The 22949-nt window shown below is 70.1% G+C and carries 25 protein-coding genes and 1 pseudogene; 14 read left to right on the top strand and 12 right to left on the bottom strand.

All coding sequences use genetic code 11. The features are described from left to right. Positions 1 to 17: 17 nt before the first annotated feature. The 6 genes and pseudogenes from ACZ59A_RS32580 to ACZ59A_RS32555 all read right to left on the bottom strand — a co-directional run bounded on the left by ACZ59A_RS32580 (position 18) and on the right by ACZ59A_RS32555 (position 5360). Positions 18 to 830 (bottom strand): sugar phosphate isomerase/epimerase family protein, encoded by an 813-nt coding sequence (locus ACZ59A_RS32580; RefSeq protein ID WP_470966170.1) that lies wholly within the window; start codon positions 828 to 830, stop codon positions 18 to 20. 57 nt (positions 831 to 887) lie between these two features. Next, entirely contained in the window at positions 888 to 2309 is a 1422-nt protein-coding gene (locus ACZ59A_RS32575; protein ID WP_470966168.1) for an MFS transporter, read from the bottom strand. A 79-nt stretch (positions 2310 to 2388) separates the two neighbouring features. Continuing rightward, a pseudogene (locus ACZ59A_RS32570) lies at positions 2389 to 3155 on the bottom strand (transposase); the annotation flags it as partial. A gap of 43 nt (positions 3156 to 3198) precedes the next feature. Then, positions 3199 to 3996, bottom strand: a complete 798-nt coding sequence (locus ACZ59A_RS32565; protein WP_470966165.1) for an IclR family transcriptional regulator — start codon at positions 3994 to 3996, stop codon at positions 3199 to 3201. Between the two features lie 132 nt (positions 3997 to 4128). Then, positions 4129 to 4716 carry a P-loop nucleotide/nucleoside kinase family protein gene (locus ACZ59A_RS32560; protein ID WP_470966162.1) on the bottom strand — a complete coding sequence of 196 codons (588 nt, stop codon included), beginning with the start codon at positions 4714 to 4716 and terminating at the stop codon, positions 4129 to 4131. Next, on the bottom strand, positions 4713 to 5360 hold the full coding sequence (locus ACZ59A_RS32555; protein ID WP_470966160.1) for a bifunctional 4-hydroxy-2-oxoglutarate aldolase/2-dehydro-3-deoxy-phosphogluconate aldolase: 648 nt from the start codon (positions 5358 to 5360) through the stop codon (positions 4713 to 4715). Before ACZ59A_RS32555 ends, ACZ59A_RS32560 begins: the two co-directional genes overlap by 4 nt. A gap of 171 nt (positions 5361 to 5531) precedes the next feature. On the opposite strand from ACZ59A_RS32555, the gene ACZ59A_RS32550 reads away from it, so the two are divergent. The 8 genes from ACZ59A_RS32550 (at position 5532) to ACZ59A_RS32515 (ending at position 12246) form a co-directional block, all read left to right on the top strand. Further along, entirely contained in the window at positions 5532 to 6521 is a 990-nt protein-coding gene (locus ACZ59A_RS32550; protein WP_470966157.1) for a Gfo/Idh/MocA family protein, read from the top strand. Position 6522: 1 nt separating this feature from the next. Next, a complete protein-coding gene (locus ACZ59A_RS32545; protein ID WP_470966155.1) occupies positions 6523 to 7509 on the top strand; it encodes a LacI family DNA-binding transcriptional regulator in 987 nt (328 codons plus the stop codon). Further along, positions 7506 to 8069 carry a VOC family protein gene (locus ACZ59A_RS32540; RefSeq protein WP_470966152.1) on the top strand — a complete coding sequence of 188 codons (564 nt, stop codon included), beginning with the start codon at positions 7506 to 7508 and terminating at the stop codon, positions 8067 to 8069. Before ACZ59A_RS32545 ends, ACZ59A_RS32540 begins: the two co-directional genes overlap by 4 nt. Continuing rightward, on the top strand, positions 8066 to 8986 hold the full coding sequence (locus tag ACZ59A_RS32535) for a sugar phosphate isomerase/epimerase family protein (RefSeq protein ID WP_470966150.1): 921 nt from the start codon (positions 8066 to 8068) through the stop codon (positions 8984 to 8986). The genes ACZ59A_RS32540 and ACZ59A_RS32535 overlap by 4 nt, the downstream gene beginning before the upstream one ends. Next, positions 8983 to 9963, top strand: coding sequence for a Gfo/Idh/MocA family protein (locus tag ACZ59A_RS32530; protein WP_470966147.1), 981 nt, complete (start codon positions 8983 to 8985; stop codon positions 9961 to 9963). Before ACZ59A_RS32535 ends, ACZ59A_RS32530 begins: the two co-directional genes overlap by 4 nt. Continuing rightward, positions 9939 to 10706, top strand: coding sequence for an SDR family NAD(P)-dependent oxidoreductase (locus ACZ59A_RS32525; protein WP_470966144.1), 768 nt, complete (start codon positions 9939 to 9941; stop codon positions 10704 to 10706). Before ACZ59A_RS32530 ends, ACZ59A_RS32525 begins: the two co-directional genes overlap by 25 nt. A gap of 263 nt (positions 10707 to 10969) precedes the next feature. Further along, complete coding sequence (locus ACZ59A_RS32520) at positions 10970 to 11584, top strand: flavin reductase family protein (protein ID WP_470966142.1); 615 nt, start codon at positions 10970 to 10972, stop codon at positions 11582 to 11584. A gap of 5 nt (positions 11585 to 11589) precedes the next feature. Then, entirely contained in the window at positions 11590 to 12246 is a 657-nt protein-coding gene (locus ACZ59A_RS32515; RefSeq protein WP_470966140.1) for an HAD family hydrolase, read from the top strand. Positions 12247 to 12464: 218 nt separating this feature from the next. On the opposite strand, the gene ACZ59A_RS32510 is transcribed toward ACZ59A_RS32515, so the two are convergent. Both ACZ59A_RS32510 and ACZ59A_RS32505 read right to left on the bottom strand, forming a co-directional pair. Then, a complete protein-coding gene (locus ACZ59A_RS32510; protein WP_470966137.1) occupies positions 12465 to 13337 on the bottom strand; it encodes an undecaprenyl-diphosphate phosphatase in 873 nt (290 codons plus the stop codon). A 226-nt stretch (positions 13338 to 13563) separates the two neighbouring features. Next, positions 13564 to 14268 (bottom strand): TVP38/TMEM64 family protein, encoded by a 705-nt coding sequence (locus tag ACZ59A_RS32505; RefSeq protein ID WP_470966135.1) that lies wholly within the window; start codon positions 14266 to 14268, stop codon positions 13564 to 13566. 214 nt (positions 14269 to 14482) lie between these two features. On the opposite strand from ACZ59A_RS32505, the gene ACZ59A_RS32500 reads away from it, so the two are divergent. From ACZ59A_RS32500 to ACZ59A_RS32490, 3 genes are all read left to right on the top strand, one after another. Beyond that, positions 14483 to 14611, top strand: a complete 129-nt coding sequence (locus ACZ59A_RS32500) for a hypothetical protein (protein WP_470966132.1) — start codon at positions 14483 to 14485, stop codon at positions 14609 to 14611. A 131-nt stretch (positions 14612 to 14742) separates the two neighbouring features. Continuing rightward, positions 14743 to 15924 (top strand): elongation factor Tu, encoded by a 1182-nt coding sequence (tuf, locus tag ACZ59A_RS32495; protein ID WP_470966534.1) that lies wholly within the window; start codon positions 14743 to 14745, stop codon positions 15922 to 15924. A gap of 111 nt (positions 15925 to 16035) precedes the next feature. Next, positions 16036 to 16884 carry a spermidine synthase gene (locus ACZ59A_RS32490; RefSeq protein WP_470966130.1) on the top strand — a complete coding sequence of 283 codons (849 nt, stop codon included), beginning with the start codon at positions 16036 to 16038 and terminating at the stop codon, positions 16882 to 16884. Positions 16885 to 16923: 39 nt separating this feature from the next. Here the strand turns inward: ACZ59A_RS32490 and ACZ59A_RS32485 are convergent, their stop codons facing one another. Next, complete coding sequence (locus ACZ59A_RS32485) at positions 16924 to 18219, bottom strand: MFS transporter (protein ID WP_470966127.1); 1296 nt, start codon at positions 18217 to 18219, stop codon at positions 16924 to 16926. A gap of 58 nt (positions 18220 to 18277) precedes the next feature. Beyond that, the gene (locus ACZ59A_RS32480) at positions 18278 to 19363 is read right to left on the bottom strand and encodes a DUF8017 domain-containing protein (RefSeq protein WP_470966125.1); all 1086 of its coding nucleotides are present in this window, start codon (positions 19361 to 19363) and stop codon (positions 18278 to 18280) included. Positions 19364 to 19447: 84 nt separating this feature from the next. On the opposite strand from ACZ59A_RS32480, the gene ACZ59A_RS32475 reads away from it, so the two are divergent. Beyond that, complete coding sequence (locus ACZ59A_RS32475) at positions 19448 to 19900, top strand: DUF4442 domain-containing protein (RefSeq protein ID WP_470966122.1); 453 nt, start codon at positions 19448 to 19450, stop codon at positions 19898 to 19900. Positions 19901 to 20106: 206 nt separating this feature from the next. Beyond that, complete coding sequence (locus ACZ59A_RS32470) at positions 20107 to 20814, top strand: DedA family protein (RefSeq protein ID WP_470966120.1); 708 nt, start codon at positions 20107 to 20109, stop codon at positions 20812 to 20814. A 10-nt stretch (positions 20815 to 20824) separates the two neighbouring features. Here the strand turns inward: ACZ59A_RS32470 and ACZ59A_RS32465 are convergent, their stop codons facing one another. Then, positions 20825 to 21370, bottom strand: coding sequence for a gamma carbonic anhydrase family protein (locus ACZ59A_RS32465; protein ID WP_470966118.1), 546 nt, complete (start codon positions 21368 to 21370; stop codon positions 20825 to 20827). A 39-nt stretch (positions 21371 to 21409) separates the two neighbouring features. After that, positions 21410 to 22276 (bottom strand): EamA family transporter, encoded by an 867-nt coding sequence (locus ACZ59A_RS32460; protein WP_470966116.1) that lies wholly within the window; start codon positions 22274 to 22276, stop codon positions 21410 to 21412. A 96-nt stretch (positions 22277 to 22372) separates the two neighbouring features. On the opposite strand from ACZ59A_RS32460, the gene ACZ59A_RS32455 reads away from it, so the two are divergent. Further along, positions 22373 to 22945, top strand: a complete 573-nt coding sequence (locus tag ACZ59A_RS32455) for a helix-turn-helix domain-containing protein (RefSeq protein ID WP_470966114.1) — start codon at positions 22373 to 22375, stop codon at positions 22943 to 22945. The last annotated feature ends 4 nt before the right edge of the window (positions 22946 to 22949 follow it).

The following is a 22949-nucleotide window of genomic DNA, read 5'->3' as shown; positions in this document are numbered from 1 at the left end:
ACCCCGAGGCGCTGAAATCACTCTCCGAGATTCCAACCCTCTTCGCTGAGGTCACGCATCGCCTTCGCGAATTCTTCAAGGGTGTTCTCTTCGCGGATGACTTCAAGTACGACGTTGTCTACCCCGATTGTTTCTTGGACTGCTTTACCCAGCCCGTTCCAGTCGATCACCCCAGTGCCGATAGGGTCGTGGCCCCACGTTTCCGTACCCGTGTCGGAGATATGCATGAGTGCAACCGATCCGTGGTGGGAGCGCAGACTCGAGACGGGATCCTCCCCGATGTAGGCAGCGTTCGCGACGTCGTACACGATTTTCAGTGCATCATCATTGACCGTGCCGACGATATCTGCCAGTTCTCCAATTGTCGGCGCAAAGCAGTAGGGGGTGTTCTCGAAGAGGAGTCGTTTTCCCGCCCGCTTGGCCAGCGGGACCAGCTCTTCCAGGCTTTCGTGCATCCAACCGTGGACATTTTCGAGTGAGGGGGAGATCATGGGACGCCGCGTGCCGGGTGAGATCACAATTTCCGGGACATCCCAAGCTACCGCAAGATCGATCACCGACCTGATGTGCTCGATGCTCTTCCGGCGCATGCTGGCACCAGGACTGGCCAGATTGATGTCGTATCCGCCGGCATTCAGGGATCGGATCTTGGCGCCGTTCTCGTTGAGCGTCGCCAGGATTGCCGAATGTTCGGAGCTGGAGATCTCTTCCGGCCAGCAATGTGGAGAGCTGATGGGAACCTCGAAGGTATTGTATCCATTCTGGACCAACTCGGATATCGCATCGATCGCCGTTGTCGACCAAAGATACGAAAAAGTGTTGATGATCATATGAATTTCCGTTCGATCTTTGAGGTGCCCCCATCGCGCGCTCGGGAGCAGGGGCGGTTACGACCGGGAGTCCTTGTACTGCTCAGGAGCTGAACTGGCAGCAGTGGACGAGTTCTCGCTCATGACGACGGCGATGGTGTCGTTCGCGGAAACGATCTCCCGCGGGGCACGGCTGCCAGTCTCCGGGAGCGTGAAGTAGACGATGAGGCACAGGGCGACGATGGCGATCATGTAGATCGCCACGTACATGGGCCGTCCGGCGCCGACGAACGCGGCCGCGATGAGGGGTGCGGTGCCGCCGAAGAGGGCGATGACGATCTGATGGGCGAATCCGATTCCGGAGACGCGGACCGAGGCGGGGAACAGCTCGGCCTGGATGGTGGGGTAGACGGCTTGCCAGATTCCGAGGACAACCCATCCGGAGGCGGCGACGATGACGTAGACACCGAAGCCGGGCGCCTGCAGGAGGAGAAGGAGCGGATAGAACAGGACGATCATTCCGATGGCGCCGATGATGGGGAAGATCTTCCGGCGACCGAGACGGTCGGAGAGGTAGCCGCTGGTGGGGACGACGACAACCAGCAGGGCCAGGCCGATCGTGCTGCCGGCAAGGGTGGAGGACAGGTCTCGGCCCGAGGTGAGGTTGGCGTAGGTGGGCAGGAACGTCGCCCAGGTGTAGTAGGCCACGGCGGGAGCGGAAAGGGCAGCAGTCTGCAGGATCGCCTTGGGGTGCTCGCGGAGCAGCTGGAGGAGCTTCGCGGGTGCGGACTTCTGCTCGACGAGCGTGCTGGCTTCGAACTCCGGAGACTCGTCCGAGCGGGCGCGGAGGATGAGTCCAGCGACGCCGATCACACCACCGATGATGAAAGGGATCCTCCATCCGTAAGACGCCAGGGCGTCGGCGGTGAAAACAGAGGTGACGCTGGCTGCGGCGCCCGTTGCGGCGAGGGTTGCCAGCCCGCTGGCCATGTTGGTGAAGGAGCCGAAGAGTCCGCGCCGGTTGGCTGGAGCGTGTTCCACCATGAACGCGATGGCGCTCTGCCCCTCGGCGCCGGCGGAGATGCCCTGGAGGATGCGGGCGACGACGAACAGGATCGGCGCGAAGTAGCCGATGGTCGCGTACGGGGGTGTAAACCCGATGATCAACGAGCCGAGAGCCATCCCCGAGACCGCGAGAGACAGGACGCGTCGGCGCCCGTACCGGTCGGCAAGCGGCGAGATGATGATGCCGCTCAGAGGCCGCACGATGAACCCGATGGCGTAAGTGAGGAACCCGGCGATGAGGGACGCGAACTGGGAGCCCGAGGGGAAGATCTGCGCGGAGAAGACAGCGGCGAGAAGACCGTATACATACCAGTCGTACCACTCGACAAAGTGCCCGACGGTCCCGGCGAGCAGGTTACGGGCCCGTCTTTTACGCGAGACAGGATCTGCGCTGTCGGGGGTGGATGCGCTGGGCGCGAGATGTGAGGCCGTCATTGAATTTTCCTTTGCATTTGGTCGCGAGTGAGCATCCCAACGCCCGGGCCGAGGGTCGCTGAACCTGTTGAAGGGGTGCCGCGAGGGTCAGGTTGTGCAGGCGGGCGATACGGAGCATGGCGTGGTGGACAGCGTCACCTTTGAGGCGGCAGTCGCGGAGGATCTTCCAGCTCTTCCTGCGGGCAAAGGTGTGCTCGACGCGGGCGCGGATTCCGCGGTGGGAGGTGTTGTGGTCCTCTTGCCAGGCAGGGAGTTCGGCCTGCCCGCGTTCACGGCGGTGCGGGATGACCAGGCCGGTTACGCCGGTAAGCCGCCGTCCGCGATCACGGTCGTCCTGCCGGGAGCGTCCTTCGCACCGGACAGCTCCCACGCCTCGCAGTCGTTGCGGTTGCCGGGCAGCGGCCGGCCGACCGCGACGACGAGCCGGGTGTCGGCGTCGATGACGACCTGGTGGTTGGTGGAGTACCGGTAGTTCTTCGACTGCTCGGCGACGCTGTGGTCGCGAGTGGGGACCAGGGTTCCGTCCACGATCAGCACGGTGTCCTCGCGGAACCGCTTACGCGGGCGGAGCGCGAGCGAGGGTGCGGGGTGGTTGATGATGCGGTCGGCAGCCGACTTCGACTCTCCGAACAGCGGGGCGAGTTGGCGCAGGGTGAGGTTGGTGCGCCAGTAGGCGGCGACCAGCAGGACCCGGTCCTCCAGGGGCAGGCTCCAGGGTCGGCCCTTGCGGACCGGGTCCACGCCCTCACGCCGCATCGCGGTGATCATCTTGCCGAACTGCCGCGGGCTCAGCCCGGTGAACGGGGCTGTCCAGGACGGTTCCGACGCCGTGATCACACCAGACACGTCAAGACCCTCTCACCTGTGACCGGCAGTTATGGGACGCCGCTTAGGCGGAGAGTTCTTCGTCTGCGACGAGGTAGGCATAGCTCGGCCAGCTCCGGGAGATGTCAGCCGCGGCCGCGAGCAGGGGCGGCGACAGCTCGGCCATGCGCGCTCGGGTCATCCGCACGGAGGGGCCCGCGATGCTGATCGTCCCGGTGGCCTCCCGGCCCGGTCCGGCTCCGTGGATGGCGGCCGCCACGGCACTGATACCGAGGTCCATCTCCTCAATCGTCGTGGCGTACCCGCGGTGACGAACCTCGTCGAGCTCGACCTGGAGAGCGGACCGATCGAGGGGGGATCTTGGGGTGACGTCGAGACGGCTCTCGTGCGCCAGCACGGTCGCGACTCGGTCCGGAGAAAGAGTGGCGAGCCACGCCTTCCCGGATGCAGTGGCGTGGGGGACCGCCTCCTGGCCCATGACGGGGTCGATGCGGAGACGCGAGTTCGCCCCCTGGGCTTTGGCGATCCACTTCAAGGAGTCGTTGGTGGCTACCGCCAGGCGAACGAGCTCTTCACACTCCGCCGCGAGCGAGTCCAGGCTTCGCTGAGCCCACGTTCCCACTGCTGACGAGGACAGCTGGCGGAGCCCCAGGGCGCCGAGGCTGTGAGTGGCGAAGTAGGTGGAGGTGCGGGGATCCTGATTCACATAGCCCGCATCGACCAGGGCGGCGAGGAGGCGATGAGCGATGGCCTTGTTGATGCCCAGGCGCTCGGCGATCTCCGTGACGCGTCGGCCTTCGGGATGCGGCGCCAGCAGTTCGAGCACATGCATCGCATTTGTGACGTCATCGGCTAGTGCCATGTCCTCGTCTCCTCGCCATTGTGGATCCACGTCCGCGTCGCCTGTAACGCTGTTACGAACAGTCATACGGGTCCGCCCTCGCTGTCAAGCCCCAGCGGTCATCCTGGTCGTCAGACCCCGAGAACGCAGCGGTCAGATCTGCTGCACCAGCTCACGCAGACGCGTGAACGCCGACTCGTCATCGTTCACGACGATGTCGTGCTCGCCGGTGTTCCAGCGGCACTCGAGTGCACCGAACCGCTCCCAGTAGACGTCCCATCCGGCGAGCTTGACCCGGTCCCGCTCGCTGCCGCGCTCGATCAACCGTTGCCGCACGACCTCGGGCGAGGTGCGCACGTGGATCACCCGGATGCGAGCGGCGGGCCAGCCTGCACTCTCGGTCGAGTGACGCAGGAAGTCGGGGTCTCCGAGGTACGCCACGAACGGCGCATCGAGGACGACGGAGTGGCCGAGTTCCAGATTCCGGCCGGCGGTCGCGAAGAGCGTCTCGTACTCGGCCGGCATGACCCTCCGCAGGTACAGCTCGTTCGATTCCCGATCGGAGGGATCCTGCCCGAACGCCTCGAGAGCCACTTGCACGAGGGACCCGGCGAGCGTGTCCTTGTCGAGATACGCCGCGCCCGTGAGGGAGCTGAGGTGTCTCGACAGGGTCGACTTACCCGACCCCGCCCCGCCGAGCGTGATGTAGGCGATGGGCAGGGCTCGGACGTCGGATGTCACCGCTTCACTCGCGAGATCGCGGCCACGAAGTCCTTCGCCGCTGCGGTGACCTTGCCCATGTCGCCGTCGGGGCGGCCGGCCTTGGTGATGGCGCTGCCCACTCCGACCGCCGCGACGCCTGCGGCGAACCAGTCGCCGACGTTGGCGGTGGTGACGCCACCCGCCGGAAGGATCGGGACGTGCGCGAGCGGCGCCAGGACCGCCTTGGCGTAAGGGATGCCGCCGGCTTCGGTGGGGAAGAGCTTGACGATGTCCGAGCCGGCCTCGGCCGTATCGAGGATCTCGGTCGGTGTGTAGGCACCACTGATGGTGGCGATCTGGTAGCGGTTGGCGACGCGGATCATCTCGGGGTTGAGGTTCGGGCTGACGAGGAACTGCGCGCCGGCCTGAATGCTCGACCAGGCGGCGTGCCCGTCGAGGACGGTACCCGCGCCGAAGGCCACGTCTTCACCGGCGAAGCGCTCGGTCAGGCGCTCGATCACGGTGAGGGCGCCGGGGATCGACAGGGTGATCTCGAGGGCGCGGATGCCGCCGGCGACGGCTGCCGAGGCGACCTCGAACGCCTCCTCGGCGGTGTCGAGGCGGACGATGAGGACGTTGCCGGAATCGCGGATGGTCTCTATGACGTCGAGTTTCTGGAACATGACCCAGATGGGTACACCACTTTCGCGCGCTTCGCGAGCCGCGATCCGGATGCGTTGACGAACCGCGGCGAGGTGCTACATCCTGGGTTGCAATCGATCTCAGCAATCGTTCTCATTCTGGAGGGCGACTGATGCGCCGGGATCCTTATCTAGGCGAAGGAGTCGACTGCGGTGGATCATTCCTCTTCGGCCCCTCGGCCCTCGGCCGTGGTGCTGGGTGCGTCCCACTGGCACGCGCCGCTGTACCGAGCCGGGCTCGCTCGACATTTCCGCGTGACGGCGGTGCAGGACCCCGATCCCGCGGTCTCTCGGGCATTCGCCGAGCCCTTGGGCGCACCAGTCGCGGCGAGCGTCGACGAGGCTCTGGACCAGGACGGCACCGACGTGGCGTTCGTGTTCTGCCCGCACCACGAGATGCTCGCGGTCGGCCGGGAGCTCATCGACCGCGGTATCCCGTTCGTGATCGAGAAGCCAGCCGGTGCGAGCCTCGACGACCTTCGGACGATCGAGGAGGAGGCGCGCTCGGCCGCCGTGCCGACGACCGTGCCGCTCGTCCAGCGCGGCGCCCCGATCGACACTTGGCTGCGACAGGCCGGCGACATTGTCTACGAGCGGATGGCGTTCGTCACCGGTCCGCCCTCGCGGTACCGGCGGAACGGCAACCCGTGGATGCTCGAACCCGCCCTCTCCGGCGGCGGCAGCCTAATGAACCTCGGCCCGCACTTCGTCGACCTGGCGATTCGCCACCTCGGACACCCCGTCGACGTCGTCCAGAAGCTCTCCACCACGCTGCACGGCGAGGCGGTCGACGACCACTCCACGATGGTCCTGACCACCGTCACGGGCCGCGAGGCAATCGTCGAGGTCGGCTACGCGTTCCCCAACTCGCCGCTGAAGCGGTACTGCAGCTTCACCGCGGCCGGGACCAACGGGTTCGCCACCGTCGACACCACCGGCTACGCGACGTTCACCGACCAATCCGGCATCACCAAGAGCGCCGTCCTCGAGGTCGACAGCGACCCGCTGTACGACGTGTTCGTCACCGGCGTCGCCGACACGCTCACGACCGGGTTCGCGGGCCTGCCGACGCTCGCCGAGCTTCTGACCACTATGGAGCTCATCTGGTCGCCGCACCTGGAGGGGACGGTGCGTCGTGGCTGAGGTGAGCATCGACGACGTCGCCGAAGCGGCCGGCGTCCACCGCTCGACCGTGTCGCGCGCGTTCTCGAAGCCGGATGCCGTGCGCGCGGCGACCCGGGAACACGTGCTGCGTGTCGCAGCCGAGCTCGGGTACTCGATGAACCCCCTCGCGCAGGCTCTCCGCCGCGGCTCGAGCAACCTCATCCCGCTGATCGTTCCGGACATGACCAACCCGTTCTTCGCCGAGCTGGCGCGCACGACCGCCGCCGCCGCCGAAGCACGCGGCTACCAGCTGATGCTCTGCATCACCGACGGCGACACCGGGCAGACCGCCGACTACGTGAGCGCGATGCACTCCATGTACTCCCCCTTCGGTATTGTCGCCCCCTCAACCCGGGTCAACCTCGAGGCGCTCCGCCGGTACGCGTTTTCGAACCGGGTCGTCGTCATCGACCGGGTCGAAGACGACCCCGCCGTGCCCACCGTCACTGTCGACAGCGCCCGGGGCGTCGACCTCGCCTTCGACCACCTCCTTGGTCTCGGCCACGCGAACATCGCCTACGCCCCGGGGATCGTCGGCACGTACACCGCCCAGGATCGCTGGGACGCCTACCACCACGCCGCCGAGCGTCACGCCATCCCGCCCGTCGTCCTGGAGGGGGCGCCCGGCGCCGATCCGGGGCCGGGGATCGTGGACCACTGGATGCGGGAACCGATCCGCCCGACGGCGGTGATCGCCTCCAACGACCTCATCGCGTTCGCCATGATCTCCGAGCTCGGCTCGCGCGGACTGACCGTGCCCGCCGACCTGTCGGTGGTCGGCTTCGACGGCCTCGACCTCGGCGCCCAGTTCAACCCCCGGTTGACCAGTGTCCGACAGCCAATCACCGACCTCGGACGGATCGCCATCGAACTCGGCGAGGCCCTCATCGCCGGCGGCCCGCCCGACCACGTCGTGCTCGAGCCGTCGCTTCTCATCCGCTCCTCCACCCAGGAACTCCGCTCATGAACCCGCACCCCGGTCGCCTTCCCGGTCTGCAATACGTGGACCATGTGGCCTTCACCGTCCCCGACCTCGACGACGCCACCCGCCTGTTCACCGTCCTTCTCGGCGCCGAGGAGCTCTATCGCTCCACCCGCGGACCCGATGCCGCGGTCATGCCGGAGCACTTCGGCGTGCCCGCGGACGCGCACCTGGAGCTGCGCATGCTCCGGCTGCCGCCGAACCTGAACGTGGAGCTGTTCCAGTGGTGGAGCGAGGACCGCTCGCCCGTGTTCCCGCGCGCCAGCGATGCGGGCGGGCACCACCTCTGCTTCGTCGTCGACGACGTAGACGACGTCGTCGACGCGGTCGCCGACCTCCGGGGCATCGAGATCCTCGGTGCGCGCAAGGAGGTCGCCGGCGACAGCCCCGCTGTCGCCGGGAACCGGTGGGTGTACGCCCGCACCTCTTGGGGCCTCATCCTCGAGTTCGTCGACCGCTCGCGGGTCGTCGATCCCCCGCGTCTCGTCGGCCCCCACGACTGGCACACCCACTCGGCCTCGAAGACCTCGGAGACACCCTCGTGAAGATCGCCGGCCACACCCTCGGCACTCCCGACCACACCGTTGCCGAAGCGCTTGAACTCTTCGCCCGAGCCGGCCTGGATGCCGCCGAGGTGATCTACCAGGACGACTACACGAGCGGTCTGCCCATCGGCGGTGCCGCGGCAGCGGCGGAAGCGGCACGCGTCGCCGACGGCGAAGGCATCCCGGTCATCGGGCTCACCCCGTACACGACCGGTATCAACGCGACCGACGAACGCATGCGCGGAGCAGCCGTCGACGAGCTGCGGTCGGCCATCGACATCGCCCACGCGGTCGGCGCGAACCGCATCCGCGTCTATTCCGGCGCGTGGCAGCCGGGCCAGCAGGACCACGCCGCGCACTGGACGCAGCTCGTCCGCTCGTTCCAGGAACTCTCCGGCCCGGCGGCGGACGCAGGCGTCGTGCTCTGCGCCGAGAACCACTTCGGCACCATGACGCAGACCGCGCGCGACACCGCCAAGCTCATCCACGCGGTCGACTCGCCCGCCGTCCGCGTGCTCTACGACCAGGCGAACCTCACCTTCACCCACGACGAGGACGTCGACGACGCCTTCGCCGTCCAGGGCGATCTCATCGGCCACGTGCACGTCAAGGACCTTGTCTTCAAGAACTCGAACGCCCCGTTCGTCGCGTCCGAGACGGCGCGCGTGCGCGCCGAGGAACGCGCCGTCATCTCGCGCGTCGTCGGCGACGGCGCCCTCGCCTGGTCGCCCATCCTCCGGCGCCTCCGCGAGGTCGGCTACGACGACGTGCTCTCGCTCGAATACGAGTACCGGTGGCATCCGCAGGATCTCGACGCCCCCGAGATCGGATTCCGTCGCGGCGCCGAGCACCTCCGTACGCTGCTGCGGCAGCTCGATCTCGAGGCGAACGGCCAGGACGCCGAGGTCCGCTCGTGACCGCACTGCGCGTCGGCGTGGTGGGCGCCGGCAACATCGCCAGCATCGCGCAGCTGCCCACCCTTGTTCAGCGCGACGACGTCGAGCTGCGCGCCCTGGTGTCGCGGCGCGAGGACCCGAGCCTGCTGCAGCGTCGGTGGGGGTTCGCGAACGTGTACCGCACGGTCGACGCGATGCTCGACGCCGAAGAGCTCGACGCCGTCTTCGTGCTCACTCCCCGCTCCGAGCACGTCGCGGCGGTCGAGAGCGCCCTCCGCGCCGGCATCGACGTGTTCTGCGAGAAGCCCCTAGCCACCTCGACCTCCGACTCGGTCCGCCTCGCGGAGCTCGCCGACGAGCACGGCCGCATCCTGATGGTCGGCCTGAACCGGCGGTTCGCGCCCGTGTACGTCGCTGCGCGGGAAGCGTTCGGTGCGGCCGGAGCGTCGTTCTGCGTCGCGCAGAAGAACCGCGCCGGCTCCGAGTACCGGGCCACGTTCGAGAACGCGATCCACATGGTGGACCTCCTCCGCTGGTTCTGCGGCGGAGACGTCGTCGAGGTCTCCAGCGCGGCCGCCGGAACCGACCCCTGGGAGGAGGACGGCGCGGCCGCCCTCATCCGGTTCTCGACCGGGAACACGGGCCTGCTGGTCGCGGCCCGAGCCGCCGGCGCGTGGGGTGAGAAGCTCGACGCGTACGGGCAGCTGCGCTCGGCGGAGGTCATCGCCCCCGACACCGTCGCGGTGACGGCGGACGGCGTCCGCACCGTCCGGTCGATGAGCCCGGAGGCGTTCGGCTGGGCGACCGCGACCGAGACCTTCGGCTTCGCCGACGCGGTCCGCCACTTCCTCGACCGCGTTCAGGACCGGCAACAGCCGCTGACCTCCGGATGGGAAGCGGTCAAGACCCAGCAACTACTCGACAAGATCCTCGCGGCGGCAGGCCTGCCCACCGAGGAGCAGGAGGGACGCGCGTGGTCCAGCAAAGCAGTGCAGTAGCGCCGCTGCCCCAGGTCGCCCTGGTCACCGGCTCCAGCGGCGGCATCGGCGCGGCCGTCGTCGAGGCGCTGCAGGCGCGCGGGGACATCGTCGTCGGGGCGGATCTCGCGCCGCTCGACGGGCAGGACGTCGCCGGCTTCTCCGAGCTCGACGTCACCGACGAGCAGCAGACCGCCGAAGTGGTGCGCCGGATCGTCGCCGAGCACGGCCGCATCGACGTCCTCGTCCACGCCGCGGGGGTGCTCGGCGGCACCCCCGCTCCGCTGGCGACCACGACCGAGGAGTTCGAGCGCACCATGCGCATCAACGCCACGGGCACGTTCACCATCACGCGCGAGGTCGCGAACCTCATGCGGGGCAGCGGCACGAAGGGCACCATTCTGCTTCTGTCGTCGGTCGCGGCCAAGGAAGCGCGGATCGACTACCTGCCGTACAACGCTAGCAAGATCGCCGTGCTGCACATCATGTGGTCGATGGCGAAGATCCTCGGACCGGACGGGATCTCGGTCAACACCGTCAACCCCGGACCGGTGAACACGCCGATGTGGACACTGCTCGCCGACCAGTCCGGCTCCGCGCAGGCAGCACGCGACGCTCGCGCCGCGCAGCTCCCCATGCGACGCTTCGCCGAACCGGCCGAGGTCGCCAACGCGATCGGCTTCCTCACGGACCGGGCCAACCGGTACATCACCGGCGTCTCTCTCGACGTCGCCGGTGGAGCGCATCTCGGTATGGGGTCCTGATAGGACTCCGTTAGGCGCAAGGACCAACGAGCCAAGGGGCGGCCCCAGCGCCAGCACAAGGCGGTGGCGCTGACCAGGGTCATGCCGAGCATCGCTGTCGGGCGGGATCTCGAAGTCTTCCCACAGGGATGGGGCGGACATGGTGGTGCTCGGCTCCGGGCGCTTGTGCCTTCCGGTACCGGGCACGTTCCGTGAACTCAGGGCTGGGTGAGACCGCGGGGCGTCGTTGGGGTGGGCTGGCGGGGTTGCGGATACTGGGGCGTATGCGTATCGACTTTGATCCTGAGACCGTCGGCCGGAACCCCTTCTACAAGCTGCTGACCTCGGTCGTCGTGCCGCGGCCGATCGCTTGGGTGTCCACCATCAACCCGGACACGCTGTCGGCGAACCTGGCGCCGCACTCCTTCTTCACCGTTGCCTGCGTGTCCCCACCCGTCGTGCAGTTCACGTCCGTCGGGCGGAAGGACTCGCTGCGGAATGTGGAGGAGACCGGGGAGTTCGTGGTGAACCTCGCGCCGGAGCGGATGTTCGAGACGATCAATGGGACGGCTACGGACTTTCCGCGTGGGGTGAGCGAGTTCGAGGCCGTCGGGGTGGCGCGGGAGGAGAGTGTGCGGGTGCGGCCGCCTCGGGTGGCGGAGTCGCCGGTGGCGTTGGAGTGTGAGCTGCACAGCACCATGCTGCTGGGGGACTCGACCGTGGTGTTCGGGCGGGTGGTGCATGCCGCGGTCGACGACGGGGTGATGGTCGACGGGCACCCGGAGGTGGGCAGGCTGCGGCCGCTGGCGCGGCTGGGGAAGAACGAGTGGGGGACGGTCGGCGAGGTACTGGAGATCGCGCGGGTCCGGTACGCGGACTGGGCGGGGGAGAAGGAGTAGGAGCGGTGATCGACGTCGTTGCCTTCGATGTCGGCTCCACGCTGGTGCGGGAGGACCGCTACTGGGCCGCGTGGGCCGACTGGCTCGGCGTGCCCCCGCACACGATGTCCGCCCTGGTGGGAGCCGTCGTCGCGCAGGGGCGGGAGGACGGGGAGGCGATCCGGCTGGCCAAGCCGGGGGCGGATGTCGCCGCGGAGCGGCGGGCGTGGGATGCGGCGGGGCGCGGGGAGTGGCTGGCGGAGCGCGATCTGTATCCGGATGTCCGGCCCGCGCTCGGGGCGCTGCGTGCGCTGGGGGTGCGGGTCGTGGTGGCGGGGAACCAGCCGGTGCGCACAGGGGAGCTGCTGCGCGCTCTGGAGCTGCCGGTGGATGCCCTCGCGATGTCCGACGAGTGGGGAGTGGCCAAGCCCGACCCGGGGTTCTTCGCGCGGGTCGTCGAGCTGGGCGGGGCCGCGCCGGGCCGCACGCTCTACGTGGGCGACCATCCGGTGTTCGACATCCGGGCGGCGCAGGCCGCCGGGCTGCGGGCCGCGCACGTCCGCCGGGGGCCCTGGGCGCATCTGTGGGCGGCCGGTGACGACGTGGCGCGGGCGGACTGGCGGGTCTCGGAGCTGGGGGAGCTGGTCGAGGTGGTGCGCGAGGGGAGGAGCGGGGCGGGATGAGCCGCAGTTCGGGGGAGAGGTTGTGCGGAGTGTGATGTATTCACACCCCGTGTGACCAGAGTGCTTGCATATATCTATCGCACACCCTCCCGCCGCGCGCCGCGTGGCGGTTGACTCTTCGTATACCGCTCAGGGGGCGCCAGACCTGGGCGAAGGGGCCGCCGGACCTCCTCCCTCCTCGGCCGGCGGCCCATCCCTCAAACTCGTGAAGTCGGAGGTCAGCCCGCCGACTCGGCCGCGTGCGCGCTCAGCACGCCGAAGCCGATCAGGGCGAAGAGTGCCAGGCCCAGCACGATCCGGTAGATCACGAAGGGCATGAAGCTCTTGCTGGAGATGAATTTCATGAACCAGGCGATGACGGCGTAGCCGACGACGAAGGCGATGACGGTCGCGAAGATCGTCGGACCCCAGGCGGTGTGTCCTTCGGACGCGTCCTTCAGCTCGAAGGCCCCGGAGGCCAGTACGGCCGGGACGGCGAGGAGGAAGGAGTAGCGGGCCGCGGCCTCGCGGGTGTAGCCCATGAGCAGACCACCGCTGATGGTCGCGCCGGACCGGGAGACACCGGGGACGAGCGCCATCGCCTGGCATATACCGAAGATCAGTCCGTCCCGGACGCTCAGCTCCTGCAGCGACTTGCGCTGGCTGGCGACGCGGTGCTTGCCGCCCGTCTCGTCGCGCGCGGCCCGCCGGTCGGCGTAGCCGAGCACGATGCCCATGACGACGAGGGTGGTGGCGATGAGCCGCAGATCGCGGAACGGGCCCTCGATCGCGTCCTGCAGTGTGAGGCCGAGCACACCGATCGGGATCGAGCCGACGATCACCAGCCAGCCCATCTGGGCATCGTGGTCGCCGCGCCACTCCTTGTTGAACAGGGAGCGGAACCAGGCGCTCACGATCCTGGCTATGTCCTTGCGGAAGTAGATGAGCACCGCCAGCTCGGTGCCTATCTGGGTAATGGCCGTGAAGGCGGGGCCAGGGTCGGTCCAGCCCGCGAAGGCGGCGGTGAGGCGCAGATGGGCGCTGGAGGAAATCGGAAGAAACTCGGTCAGCCCCTGGACCAGCCCGAGGATGAATGATTCAAACCACGACATTGGGTCTACGCTATCCAAAGGCTGATCATGCGCTGCTCCGGGGCATGCCGGAACAGGCGGGGCGGCCGAGGTGAAGGCCGATGGCCGGGGACCGGCAACCGGTTGTGGTGGCAGCGTAGCGTCCCCGGGCGAACGGACTGCCAAGGGCCCGGTGCGAGGGCCGGTTTACCCATATGAGCAGGGGTACTTGCCGCTCTTCCGGGTTGCGTTCGCCCACGTCGTTCCTTCACGCGCCCCGCAGCCTGCCGCGCTTGCGCCAGGCCACGACGAGCCCGCCGAGGGCCGGTACGGCGATGCAGGCCAGTGCGATGAGGAAGACGGGCGAGGTGGGCGTGGCCGCATGGCCGCCCGCCACCACGTACGCCGCCGTGTTCGGCACACAGCCGAGCCCGGTCGCCAGCAGGAAGGCGGGCCAGCCCATCCGCGAGATCGCCGCGCAGTAGTTCGCGACGGCGAACGGCACGCCGGGGAAGAGCCGGATCGCCAGCATCGAGCGGAAGCCGTGTCTGCTCAGCTGCCGGTCGGCCGCGCCCAGCCAGCGGCCCCGCAGCAGCGGGCGCAGCGCGTCCTGGCCCAGCAGTCTGCCCAGGCCGAAGGAGATCCCGGCGCCGAGCACCGTACCGGCGACCGCCGCGGCGAGACCAACCTGGGCGCCGAGGAGCACACCCGCCGCCAGGTTCAGCAGCGGCCTCGGCACCAGCGCGGCGGTGCACAGCCCGTACGCGGCCGCGAACAGCACCACGGCCGACGCCCCCGACAGCTGCGGCGACCAGCCGTCGGCCAGCAGCCGGTGCGGCTGCCACACCCACACCGCGGCCGCGGAGCCGCCCAGCAGCGCGGCGAGCAGCCCCAGCCGTGACCACGGCGAGAACAGCACGGCGCGGGCGCGGCGCACGGCCGGTTTCGGGGCGGGGACGGCGACGTCGAGCATCGGGGGAGCGTAACCGACCGGGCCCGGCGCACGCTGTGATGTCGCCCGCTCGTCGGCTGGTTGTCGCCCCGCCGATACATGCGGCCGCCCGGTCGACCACCTCATGGACACCAGGGGTTCGCCCGCGCCGCACCGGTCCCGTGCGCCGCGAAAACCATTCGACGGGGACCGAACGGTGCGCAATGATCACCGCATGTTCCGGTATGCCTTCCCCATGACGACGTCCGCGGTCGCGGACGCGCCGAAGGCTGCCGCCACCTTCTCCGACGCCACCGCTGCCGCAGCGCTCGCTGCCGCCGCCGTGGCCGTGACAGCCACCCACCTCGACGGCGCCCGAAGCTGACCCTCCTCGGACCTCTCCGACGGACCCCGCCAGGGGAGGGTCGGCCAGGCACTTGGGGTCCGCGCTTCCCTGTCGTTCCGAGGAGGAACAGTCCTATGTCCGCCACGTCCAAGGTGTCCAACACCTCCAAGGTGTCCAAGCAGGGTTACGTGCGCACCAAGCCGCATCTGAACATCGGCACCATGGGCCACGTCGACCACGGCAAGACGACGCTCACCGCCGCCATCACCAAGGTGCTCAGCGAGCGCGGCTCCGGCGGCACCTTCGTGCCGTTCGACCGCATCGACCGGGCGCCGGAGGAGGCCGCGCGCGGCATCACCATCAACATCGCGCACGTCGAGTACGAGACCGACACCCGGCACTACGCGCACGTCGACATGCCCGGCCACGCCGACTTCATCAAGAACATGGTGACCGGTGCGGCCCAGCTCGACGGCGCCATCCTCGTCGTCTCCGCGCTCGACGGCGTCATGCCGCAGACCGCCGAACACGTGCTGCTCGCCCGGCAGGTGGGGGTCGACCACATCGTGGTCGCCCTCAACAAGGCCGACGCGGGCGACCCCGAGCTCACCGACCTGGTCGAACTGGAGGTGCGCGAGCTGCTGTCCGCGCACGGCTATCCCGGCGAGACCACGCCCGTCGTACGGGTCTCGGGGCTGCGCGCGCTGGACGGCGACCCGCGCTGGACCGGGGCGATCGAGGCGCTGCTCGACGCCGTCGACATCTACGTACCGACGCCGGTGCGTTACCTCGACGCGCCGTTCCTGCTGCCGGTGGAGAACGTGCTGACCATCACCGGCCGCGGCACGGTGGTCACCGGCGCCATCGAGCGCGGCACGGTGCGCGTCGGCGACCGCGTCGAGGTGCTCGGCGCGGACGTGACGACCGTCGTCACGGGCGTCGAGACCTTCAGCAAACCCATGGAGTCCGCCGAGGCGGGCGACAACGTGGCGCTGCTGCTGCGCGGGGTGGCCCGGGACGCGGTGCGCCGCGGGCAGGTGGTCGCGGCGCCCGGCAGTGTCGTCCCCCGGCGGCGCTTCACGGCGAGGGTGTACGTGCTGTCGGCGGCCGAGGGCGGTCGGCGCACCCCGGTGGTCTCCGGCTACCGGCCGCAGTTCTACCTCCGCACGGCCGATGTGGTCGGCGAGGTGGACCTCGGGGCCGCCGGGACGGCCCGCCCCGGTGACACCGTCACCGTGACGGTGGAGCTGGGCCGCGCGGTGCCGCTGGAGCCGGGGCTCGGCTTCGCGATCCGCGAGGGCGGCCGCACGGTGGGCGCGGGCACGGTGCTCACCGTGCTCGACCAGCCGTAGGGACGGCTCCCGCTCGCCCGACCCCGCCGGGGAGGGCGGGCGGGAGTCGTGGCCTGCCCGGGACGGCACCGCCTGCCCGGGACGGCCTGCCCGGGACGGCACAATGGGGACGTGAACGAGCCGATACCCGTGACCCGGGCCGTGGACCATGGAACCGCCAAGCTGATGCCGGACTTGGACCGCCCGCGCGCCTGGCTGCTCACGGTGGACGGCGCACCCCAGTCGTACGTCGACCTGGACGACCCCGGCCACCTGGAGTTCGAGTACGCGCGCCGCCTCGCCCATGTCCTGGACGAGACCGGCGAGTCCGGTGCGCCGCTGGACGCCCTGCATCTGGGCGGCGGGGCGCTGACCCTGCCCCGCTATCTGGCCGCCACCCGGCCCGGCTCCCGGCAGCAGGTGGTCGAGGCCGACGGCGGGCTGCTGGAGCTGGTCGCCGAGCACCTGCCGCTGCCGTCGGACGGCGCGGGCATCGCGGTGCGCCGGGTGGACGCCCGCGCCGCGCTGGAGGCCGCGCCCGACGCGTCCGCGGACGTCATCGTGGCCGATGTGTTCGGCGGCTCGCGGGTGCCCGCGCATCTCACCTCGGTCGCGTACGCGCGCGCCGCGGCCCGGGTGCTGCGCCCCGGCGGGTGCTATATGGCCAACCTCGCCGACAGCGCGCCGTTCACTTTCCTCCGCTCCCAACTGGCCACGTTCCACGCCGTGTTCGTGGAGGTGTGCCTGATCGCGGAGCCCGCGGTGCTGCGCGGCCGCCGGTTCGGGAACGTGGTGCTGGTGGCCTCGCAGGGCGAGTTGCCGGTCGGGGCGCTGGCGCGGCGTACCGCGGCCGACGCGTTCCCGGCGCGGGTGGAGTACGGGGCGGCGCTGGAGCGGTTCACGGGCGACGCGGTGCCGGTGCGGGACGAGGACGCGGTGCCGTCGCCGGAGCCGCCGGGCGGCGCGTTCAGCGTCGGCTGACGGCGCGGCGGGTACGGCACGTACGTCAGGCGGCGGGCCTCAGCGCTTCTCCGGGGCCGCCGCGGGCTCCGCGCTGGGCATCCCCTCGGCGACCGGGGCCGGTTCGCGGCGCCGAAGCCGCCGTACGTCCGGTACGCACAGCACCGCCAGGGTCAGCAGCAGGATCAGCGCCGAGCAGCCCCAGAGCGCGGCCGTCCGGCCGAACGCGCTCTCGGCCGGGCCCGCGAGGGCGGTGGCGACGGGGACCAGGGCGATGGAGCCCAGCCAGTCGTACGCCGCCACCCGGGACAGCTTGTCCTCGGGGATCTCCTGGTGCAGCGCGGTCATCCAGGACACCCCGAACACCTCGACCGACGCCCCCGCGACGAACATCACCACGCCCAGCCCGGGCGCGGACAGCGGTACGGCGAGCGCGGCCGACGGCAGGGCGAACGGCAGCACGCACAGGGCGCCCGCGAGCAGCAGCCGACGCGGTCTCCAGCGCATCATCGCCAGCCCGCCGACGACGTTGCCCGCGCCGAACGCCGCGAGCGCCAGCCCCCAGGGCCGCGCCCCGCCGAGATGTTCCTCGGCGACCAGCGGCCCGTACACCGCCTCGGCCGCGGCCACCACGGCGTTGACGACGGAGAACTGCACCACGATGCTCCACAGCCAGGGCCGTCCGATGAACTCCCGCCAGCCCTCGCGCAGATCGCGCAGCATGCCGCCGCCGGGCTCGCGCGGCGCGAGGTGGCCGACGTCGAGCAGCGCGCGCAGCGCCCCGGCGGCGGCGAAGGCGGCGGCGTCGAGGGCCAGCACCCAGCCCGGGCCGACGACCGCCACCAGCGCGCCGCCCAGCGCGGCGCCGCCGATCTGCGAGCCGTTCAGGCCCATCCGGAACAACGCGAAGGCGCGGGCGGACTGTTCGGAGGTGACGCTGGAGAACAGCATGCCCTCGGCGGCCGGGCCGAAGAACGCCTGCCCGATGCCGCCGAGCCCGGCGAGCACGGCCATCTGCCACAGCCGCGCCTCGCCGGAGAGCACGAGCGCCGCGAAGAGGCCCTGCGAGGCGCAGTTGAGGGCGTTGGCCGCGACCATCACCCGGTGCCGCGGCAGCCGGTCCGCCAACGCGCCGCCGATCAGCAGGAAGGCGACGAGGGGGAGGGTGCGGGCCGCGGCGACGAGCCCGACGTCGCCGCCGTCCCCGCCCGCGTCCAGGACCGCGAACGCCGCCGCGATGAGGGCCCCGGCGTTTCCGAGACCCGTCACCACCGCGGCGGCGGTCAGCAGGGTGTAGTTGCGGCCCGCCCACGCGGGGCGGTGCGGTCGGGGACGCGAGGCCGGGGGAGTGGTCACGCAGCGGACTATCCCCGGGGGCGGGCCCCGGCGTCCAACCAGATTCCGGCCGCGTCGATCAGTAGCCGTCCTCGGACTTCACCGGACGCAGCGTGCTCATGATCTTCTTGATCGTGGCGTCCGGAACCTCGTCCTTGACGCCCTTGGCGGAGTAGAGCACCCAGGTCGCGAAGTCGCCGTTGACGTCGGTGTAGGTGACGGTGACCGCCTTGCCGTCCGTGACGCACTTGTCGGTCTTCTTGACGCCGGTGACCGTCGCCGTGGAGGTGTAGCCCTTGAGCCCGTGGTCACTCTTGAACGGCTTGGCGTCGGTGACCTTGCGGGTGCCGGTCTGCTTCTGGTCGAAGGCGGCGAAGACCCAGTTCTCGGCCTCGATCTTGGCGGCGGATGCCTCGGTCTTGGCGCCCTGCGCGCCCTTGGTGCCGACCCCGGCGATGCCGCTGGTCTCGTCCTCGCCGTCCTTGCCCTTGACCGTGCAGGCGTTTTCCTTGTACTTGGCCGGGGCGGACATGATGACGAGCGGGTTGCCCTTGTCGTCCTCGAAACCGATGCTCAGGCCCGACTTCTTGACCGACCAGTTCTTGGGCACGTCGAAGGCGTCGTGCCGCTTGGGGCTGACGACCGTCTGCCAGCCGGGTATCACCGGCTTCACCTGGACCGCGTCGCCACCGGCACGCGGGTTGTCCTCGCCACTGGTGGAGGGGTCCTCGGCCGGGGCGGAGGCGGCGGACGAGGGAGCCGCGGGCTTCTTGTCGTCCTTCTTCGCCTCGTCGTCCTTGCTGTCGTCCTGGTTCAGGACGACGACGCCGGTGATCACGGCCGCCGCGACGACCGCCACCGCGGCGACGATCGCGATGGTCGCCGTGCGCTTCTTCTTGTCCGGCGGCGGCTGCGGTGCCCCGGCTGGTCCGGACGGCGTGTTCCAGCCGTGTCCGGGCTGGTTCTGCGGCGGTCCGTAACCGGGCTGCTGGCCCGGCTGCCCCTGCTGGCCGGGGTACCCCGGCGGCTGTGGCTGCTGATACGGATTCGGCTGCTGATAACCCGGCTGCTGGTACGGGTTGGGCTGTTGGTACCCCGGTTGCTGATAGGGGTTCTGATCCTGCGGGTTTTGCTCGCCCCCGGGCGGCTGCTGTCCTGGCCACATGGCCGATAACGATAGAGGGGGTGGCCGACAGCGGCTACGGCCGCCCCTTTCCCGAGTTTCCTACTGGGTGGTAACTTCTGGGGTATGTCAGAGACTCTGCCGTCCATCGGCGACATGCTCGCGGCCACCGTGCCCATGGTCCGCACCCTGAACCTGGAGTTCGTCGAGGCGTCTCCCGAGCGTGCCGTGGTGCGCCTGCCCGACCAGCCCGACTTCCACAACCACGTCGGCGGACCGCACGCGGGGGCGATGTTCACCCTGGCCGAATCCGCGTCCGGCGCGATCGTGCTCGCCGCCTTCGGCGACCAGCTGCAGCGCGCCGTACCGCTGGCCGTGCGCGCCGAGATCGACTACAAGAAGCTCGCCAAGGGGCCGGTCACCGCGACCGCCCGGCTCGGCCGCCCGGTGGCCGAGGTGGTGGCCGGACTCGACGCGGGCGAGCGCCCCGAATTTCCCGTACGGATCGAGATCGCGCGCGAGGACGGAGCGGTCACCGGGGAGATGTCCATCACCTGGACCCTGCGGCCGCAGGACTGAGGAGCGGACCTGCCGCAGGGCTCAGGAGCGGCCTGTGTCTCCCTCGTACGGCGGTGCCTCCCCCTCGTACGGAGCCGTCCGGCGAGCCGATGTGGCCTGGACCACCCATCGTGGAATGTGGCGGCCGCGCCGATTGAGTACGCTTCCCGAGTGCGCTCGATCGGGCGTGCGCCGACAAGGGATCGGCATACGGGAGGGAACCGGCGTTGCACATCGAGGAATGGCTCGAAACCGTACCCGCGATCAGCGTGTATCTGCTCGTCGGCCTGGTCATCGGCCTCGAAAGCCTGGGCATCCCGCTTCCCGGAGAGATCGTCCTCGTCAGCGCCTCGCTGCTGGCGGCCTCCCAGGACCACATCAATCCGTACGTCCTGGGTGCCAGCGCCATCGCGGGAGCCGTGATCGGCGACTCGATCGGCTATCTGATCGGCCGCAAGGGCGGTCAGCCCCTGCTCACCTGGCTGGGCCGTAAATTCCCCAAGCACTTCAGCGCCGATCATGTGGCGACCGCCGAGCGGTCCTTCCAGAAGTGGGGCATGTGGGCGGTCTTCGTGGGCCGCTTCATCGCGCTGCTGCGCATCTTCGCGGGCCCGCTCGCGGGCGTGCTGCGCATGCCGTACTGGAAGTTCGCCATCGCCAACGTGCTCGGCGGCATCGTCTGGGCGGGCGGCACCACCGCGGTCATCTACTCCGTCGGGAAGGTCGCCGAGGACTGGCTCAAGCGCTTCTCCTGGCTCGGGCTCGTCCTCGCGCTGTGCTTCGGACTCGGCTCGATGCTGGTGATGAAGTGGCGCTCGAAGAAGGCCCAGGCGGCCCGGGAGGCCCGCGAGGCCCAGCAGCCGGTGGCGGTCGCCAAGACCGGGACGGCCGGGTCCGGGGCGGCCGAGCCGGAGCCCGTCCCGGCCGCCGAGTAACCCGCTTCCCTCAGTCCCTGCCGGCCCGCTCCTCCGTCGCCGCGCGGTGGTGGCGGGCCAGTTCCACATAGCCCTCGGCGTTGATCCGGACGTGCTCCCGCTCCTCCTCGGTCAGCTCGCGCCTGACCTTCGCCGGAACCCCCGCGACCAGCGAGCCCGGCGGCACCCGCATCCCCTGCGGCACCAGCGCCTGGGCGGCGATCAGCGAGCCCGCGCCGATGTGCGCGCCGTTCAGCACCGTGGCGCCCATGCCGACCAGGACGTCGTCCTCGACGGTGCAGCCGTGCAGCACTGCGTTGTGGCCCACGGTCACCCGCTCGCCGACGCTGGCCGGGAAGCCGGGGTCGGCGTGCACGGTGCAGTTGTCCTGGATGTTGCTCTGCGCGCCCACGCTGATCGACTCGGCGTCCCCGCGCAGCACGGCGTGGTACCAGACGCTCGCTCCCGCGGCCACCGACACATCGCCGATCACCACGGAGGTCGGGGCGGTGAACGCCTCCGGATCGACCTTCGGCTCCTTGCCGCCCACTCCCGCGATCAGCGCCCGCTCCGCCACTGCCGTCTCCTTCGGCTCGTACGTCTCGTCCCCGGCACGTTAGCCCGTCGTCAGCAGCACGGTGCCCACCAGGGCGAGCCCGGCGCCGGTCGCCTGCACCGCGCGCAGCCGCTCGCCCAGCAGCCCGCGGGCGGCGAGTGCGGTCACCACCGGGTACAGCGAGGCGAGTACGGCGGCGGTGGTGACCGGACCGTGGTGGGCCGCCAGGTTGTACGTGCCGTTGGCGGCGACGTCGGCCAGCCCCACGAAGGCGAGCGCGGGCAGGGACGCCGCGACGACGCGCATGCCGCCCTCGGGCAGCGCGGAGGCGCCGCGCCGTACGGAGATCAGCAGCGCGGTGCCGCCGACCGCCACGTTGCACACCCGCTGCACGAACAGCGCGAGGAACAGCCCGGTCAGGGTGGAGGACGCCTCGGCGATCAGCGCCATCACCGAGCCGAAGCCCAGCGCGGCGACCAGGGTGAGCAGCAGGGTCTGCCGCTGGACGGGGGCGCCGCCGGTCTGCGGCCCGCCCGCCAGCACCACTCCGGCCACCGCCACCACGACCCCGGCCAGCTGGAGCAGCCCGGGCCGCTCGCCGAGCACGATCGCGACCGCGAGCGGCACCATGACCCCGCCCAGGGCGCCGAGCGGGGAGACGACGCCCATCGGGCCGAGCGCGAGCGCCCGGTAGAAGCAGAGCATGGCGGCCGGGCCCACCACGCCCGCCGCCGCGGCGAACCACAGCTGCGGACCGGCCTCGGACCAGCCGCCGGTGGCCACCACGATCGCGCCGAGCACGGTCACCGCGATGACCTGCGAGACGACGACCACCGTGAGCGCGGGAGTGCGCCGGGTGAGCAGCCCTCCGCCGAAGTCGGCCAGCCCCCACATCAGGCTGGTGGCAAGAGCGAAGAGTGCGGACATGGTGAAACCTCGCCGTACAGTGTGATGGACGCTGGAGTACAGCACACCGTAGTTCACTAATTTCGACTCCGCCATTCACAATATTGGACTGGAACTGTGACGGACCTCGATCAGCTCACGCAGTCGCTCGCCCGCAACCTCAAGCGCTGGCGCAACGAACGCGGCTACACCCTCGACGCCCTCGCCGCGCGCGCCGGGGTCAGCCGGGGCATGATCATCCAGATCGAGCAGGCCCGTACGAACCCCAGCGTCGGCACCACCGTGAAGCTCGCCGACGCGCTCGGCGTGAGCATCACGACGCTCCTCGACTACGAGCAGGGCCCCCAGGTGACCTTCGTCCCCGCCGAGCAGGCCGTGCGGATGTGGTCCACCGACGCGGGCAGCTATACCGCGCTGCTGGTGGGCACGGAGGCGAACGGACCGCTGGAGATGTGGGACTGGCGGCTGATGCCCGGCGACGGCAGCGCCTCCGACCCGCACCCGGCCGGTACGTTCGAGCTGCTGCGGGTGACCGCGGGCGAGCTGACCCTGGTCATCGGGGGCCGGGAGCACACCGTGCCGACCGGGACCTCGGCTGCCTTCGAGGCCAACGCCCCGCACACCTACCGCAACGACGGGGACGTACCGGTGGAGATGACCATGGCCGTCTCGGTGCCGCCCGCCCGCTGAGGTC

It is taken from the genome of Streptomyces sp. NPDC040405 (assembly GCF_055595765.1).
Note: the sequence above shows the minus strand (reverse complement) of the source record. Positions and strands in the feature narration are given on the sequence as shown.

Bases quoted from the DNA above. Each gene is read 5' to 3' on its own strand.
- ACZ59A_RS32580 (WP_470966170.1), bottom strand. From the start codon at position 830: ATGATCATCAACACTTTTTCGTATCTTTGGTCGACAACGGCGATCGAT.
- ACZ59A_RS32575 (WP_470966168.1), bottom strand. From the start codon at position 2,309: ATGACGGCCTCACATCTCGCGCCCAGCGCATCCACCCCCGACAGCGCA.
- ACZ59A_RS32565 (WP_470966165.1), bottom strand. From the start codon at position 3,996: ATGGCACTAGCCGATGACGTCACAAATGCGATGCATGTGCTCGAACTG.
- ACZ59A_RS32555 (WP_470966160.1), bottom strand. From the start codon at position 5,360: ATGTTCCAGAAACTCGACGTCATAGAGACCATCCGCGATTCCGGCAAC.
- ACZ59A_RS32540 (WP_470966152.1), top strand. From the start codon at position 7,506: ATGAACCCGCACCCCGGTCGCCTTCCCGGTCTGCAATACGTGGACCAT.
- ACZ59A_RS32520 (WP_470966142.1), top strand. From the start codon at position 10,970: ATGCGTATCGACTTTGATCCTGAGACCGTCGGCCGGAACCCCTTCTAC.
- ACZ59A_RS32510 (WP_470966137.1), bottom strand. From the start codon at position 13,337: ATGTCGTGGTTTGAATCATTCATCCTCGGGCTGGTCCAGGGGCTGACC.
- ACZ59A_RS32505 (WP_470966135.1), bottom strand. From the start codon at position 14,268: ATGCTCGACGTCGCCGTCCCCGCCCCGAAACCGGCCGTGCGCCGCGCC.
- ACZ59A_RS32500 (WP_470966132.1), top strand. From the start codon at position 14,483: ATGACGACGTCCGCGGTCGCGGACGCGCCGAAGGCTGCCGCCACCTTC.
- ACZ59A_RS32480 (WP_470966125.1), bottom strand. From the start codon at position 19,363: ATGTGGCCAGGACAGCAGCCGCCCGGGGGCGAGCAAAACCCGCAGGAT.
- ACZ59A_RS32475 (WP_470966122.1), top strand. From the start codon at position 19,448: ATGTCAGAGACTCTGCCGTCCATCGGCGACATGCTCGCGGCCACCGTG.
- ACZ59A_RS32460 (WP_470966116.1), bottom strand. From the start codon at position 22,276: ATGTCCGCACTCTTCGCTCTTGCCACCAGCCTGATGTGGGGGCTGGCC.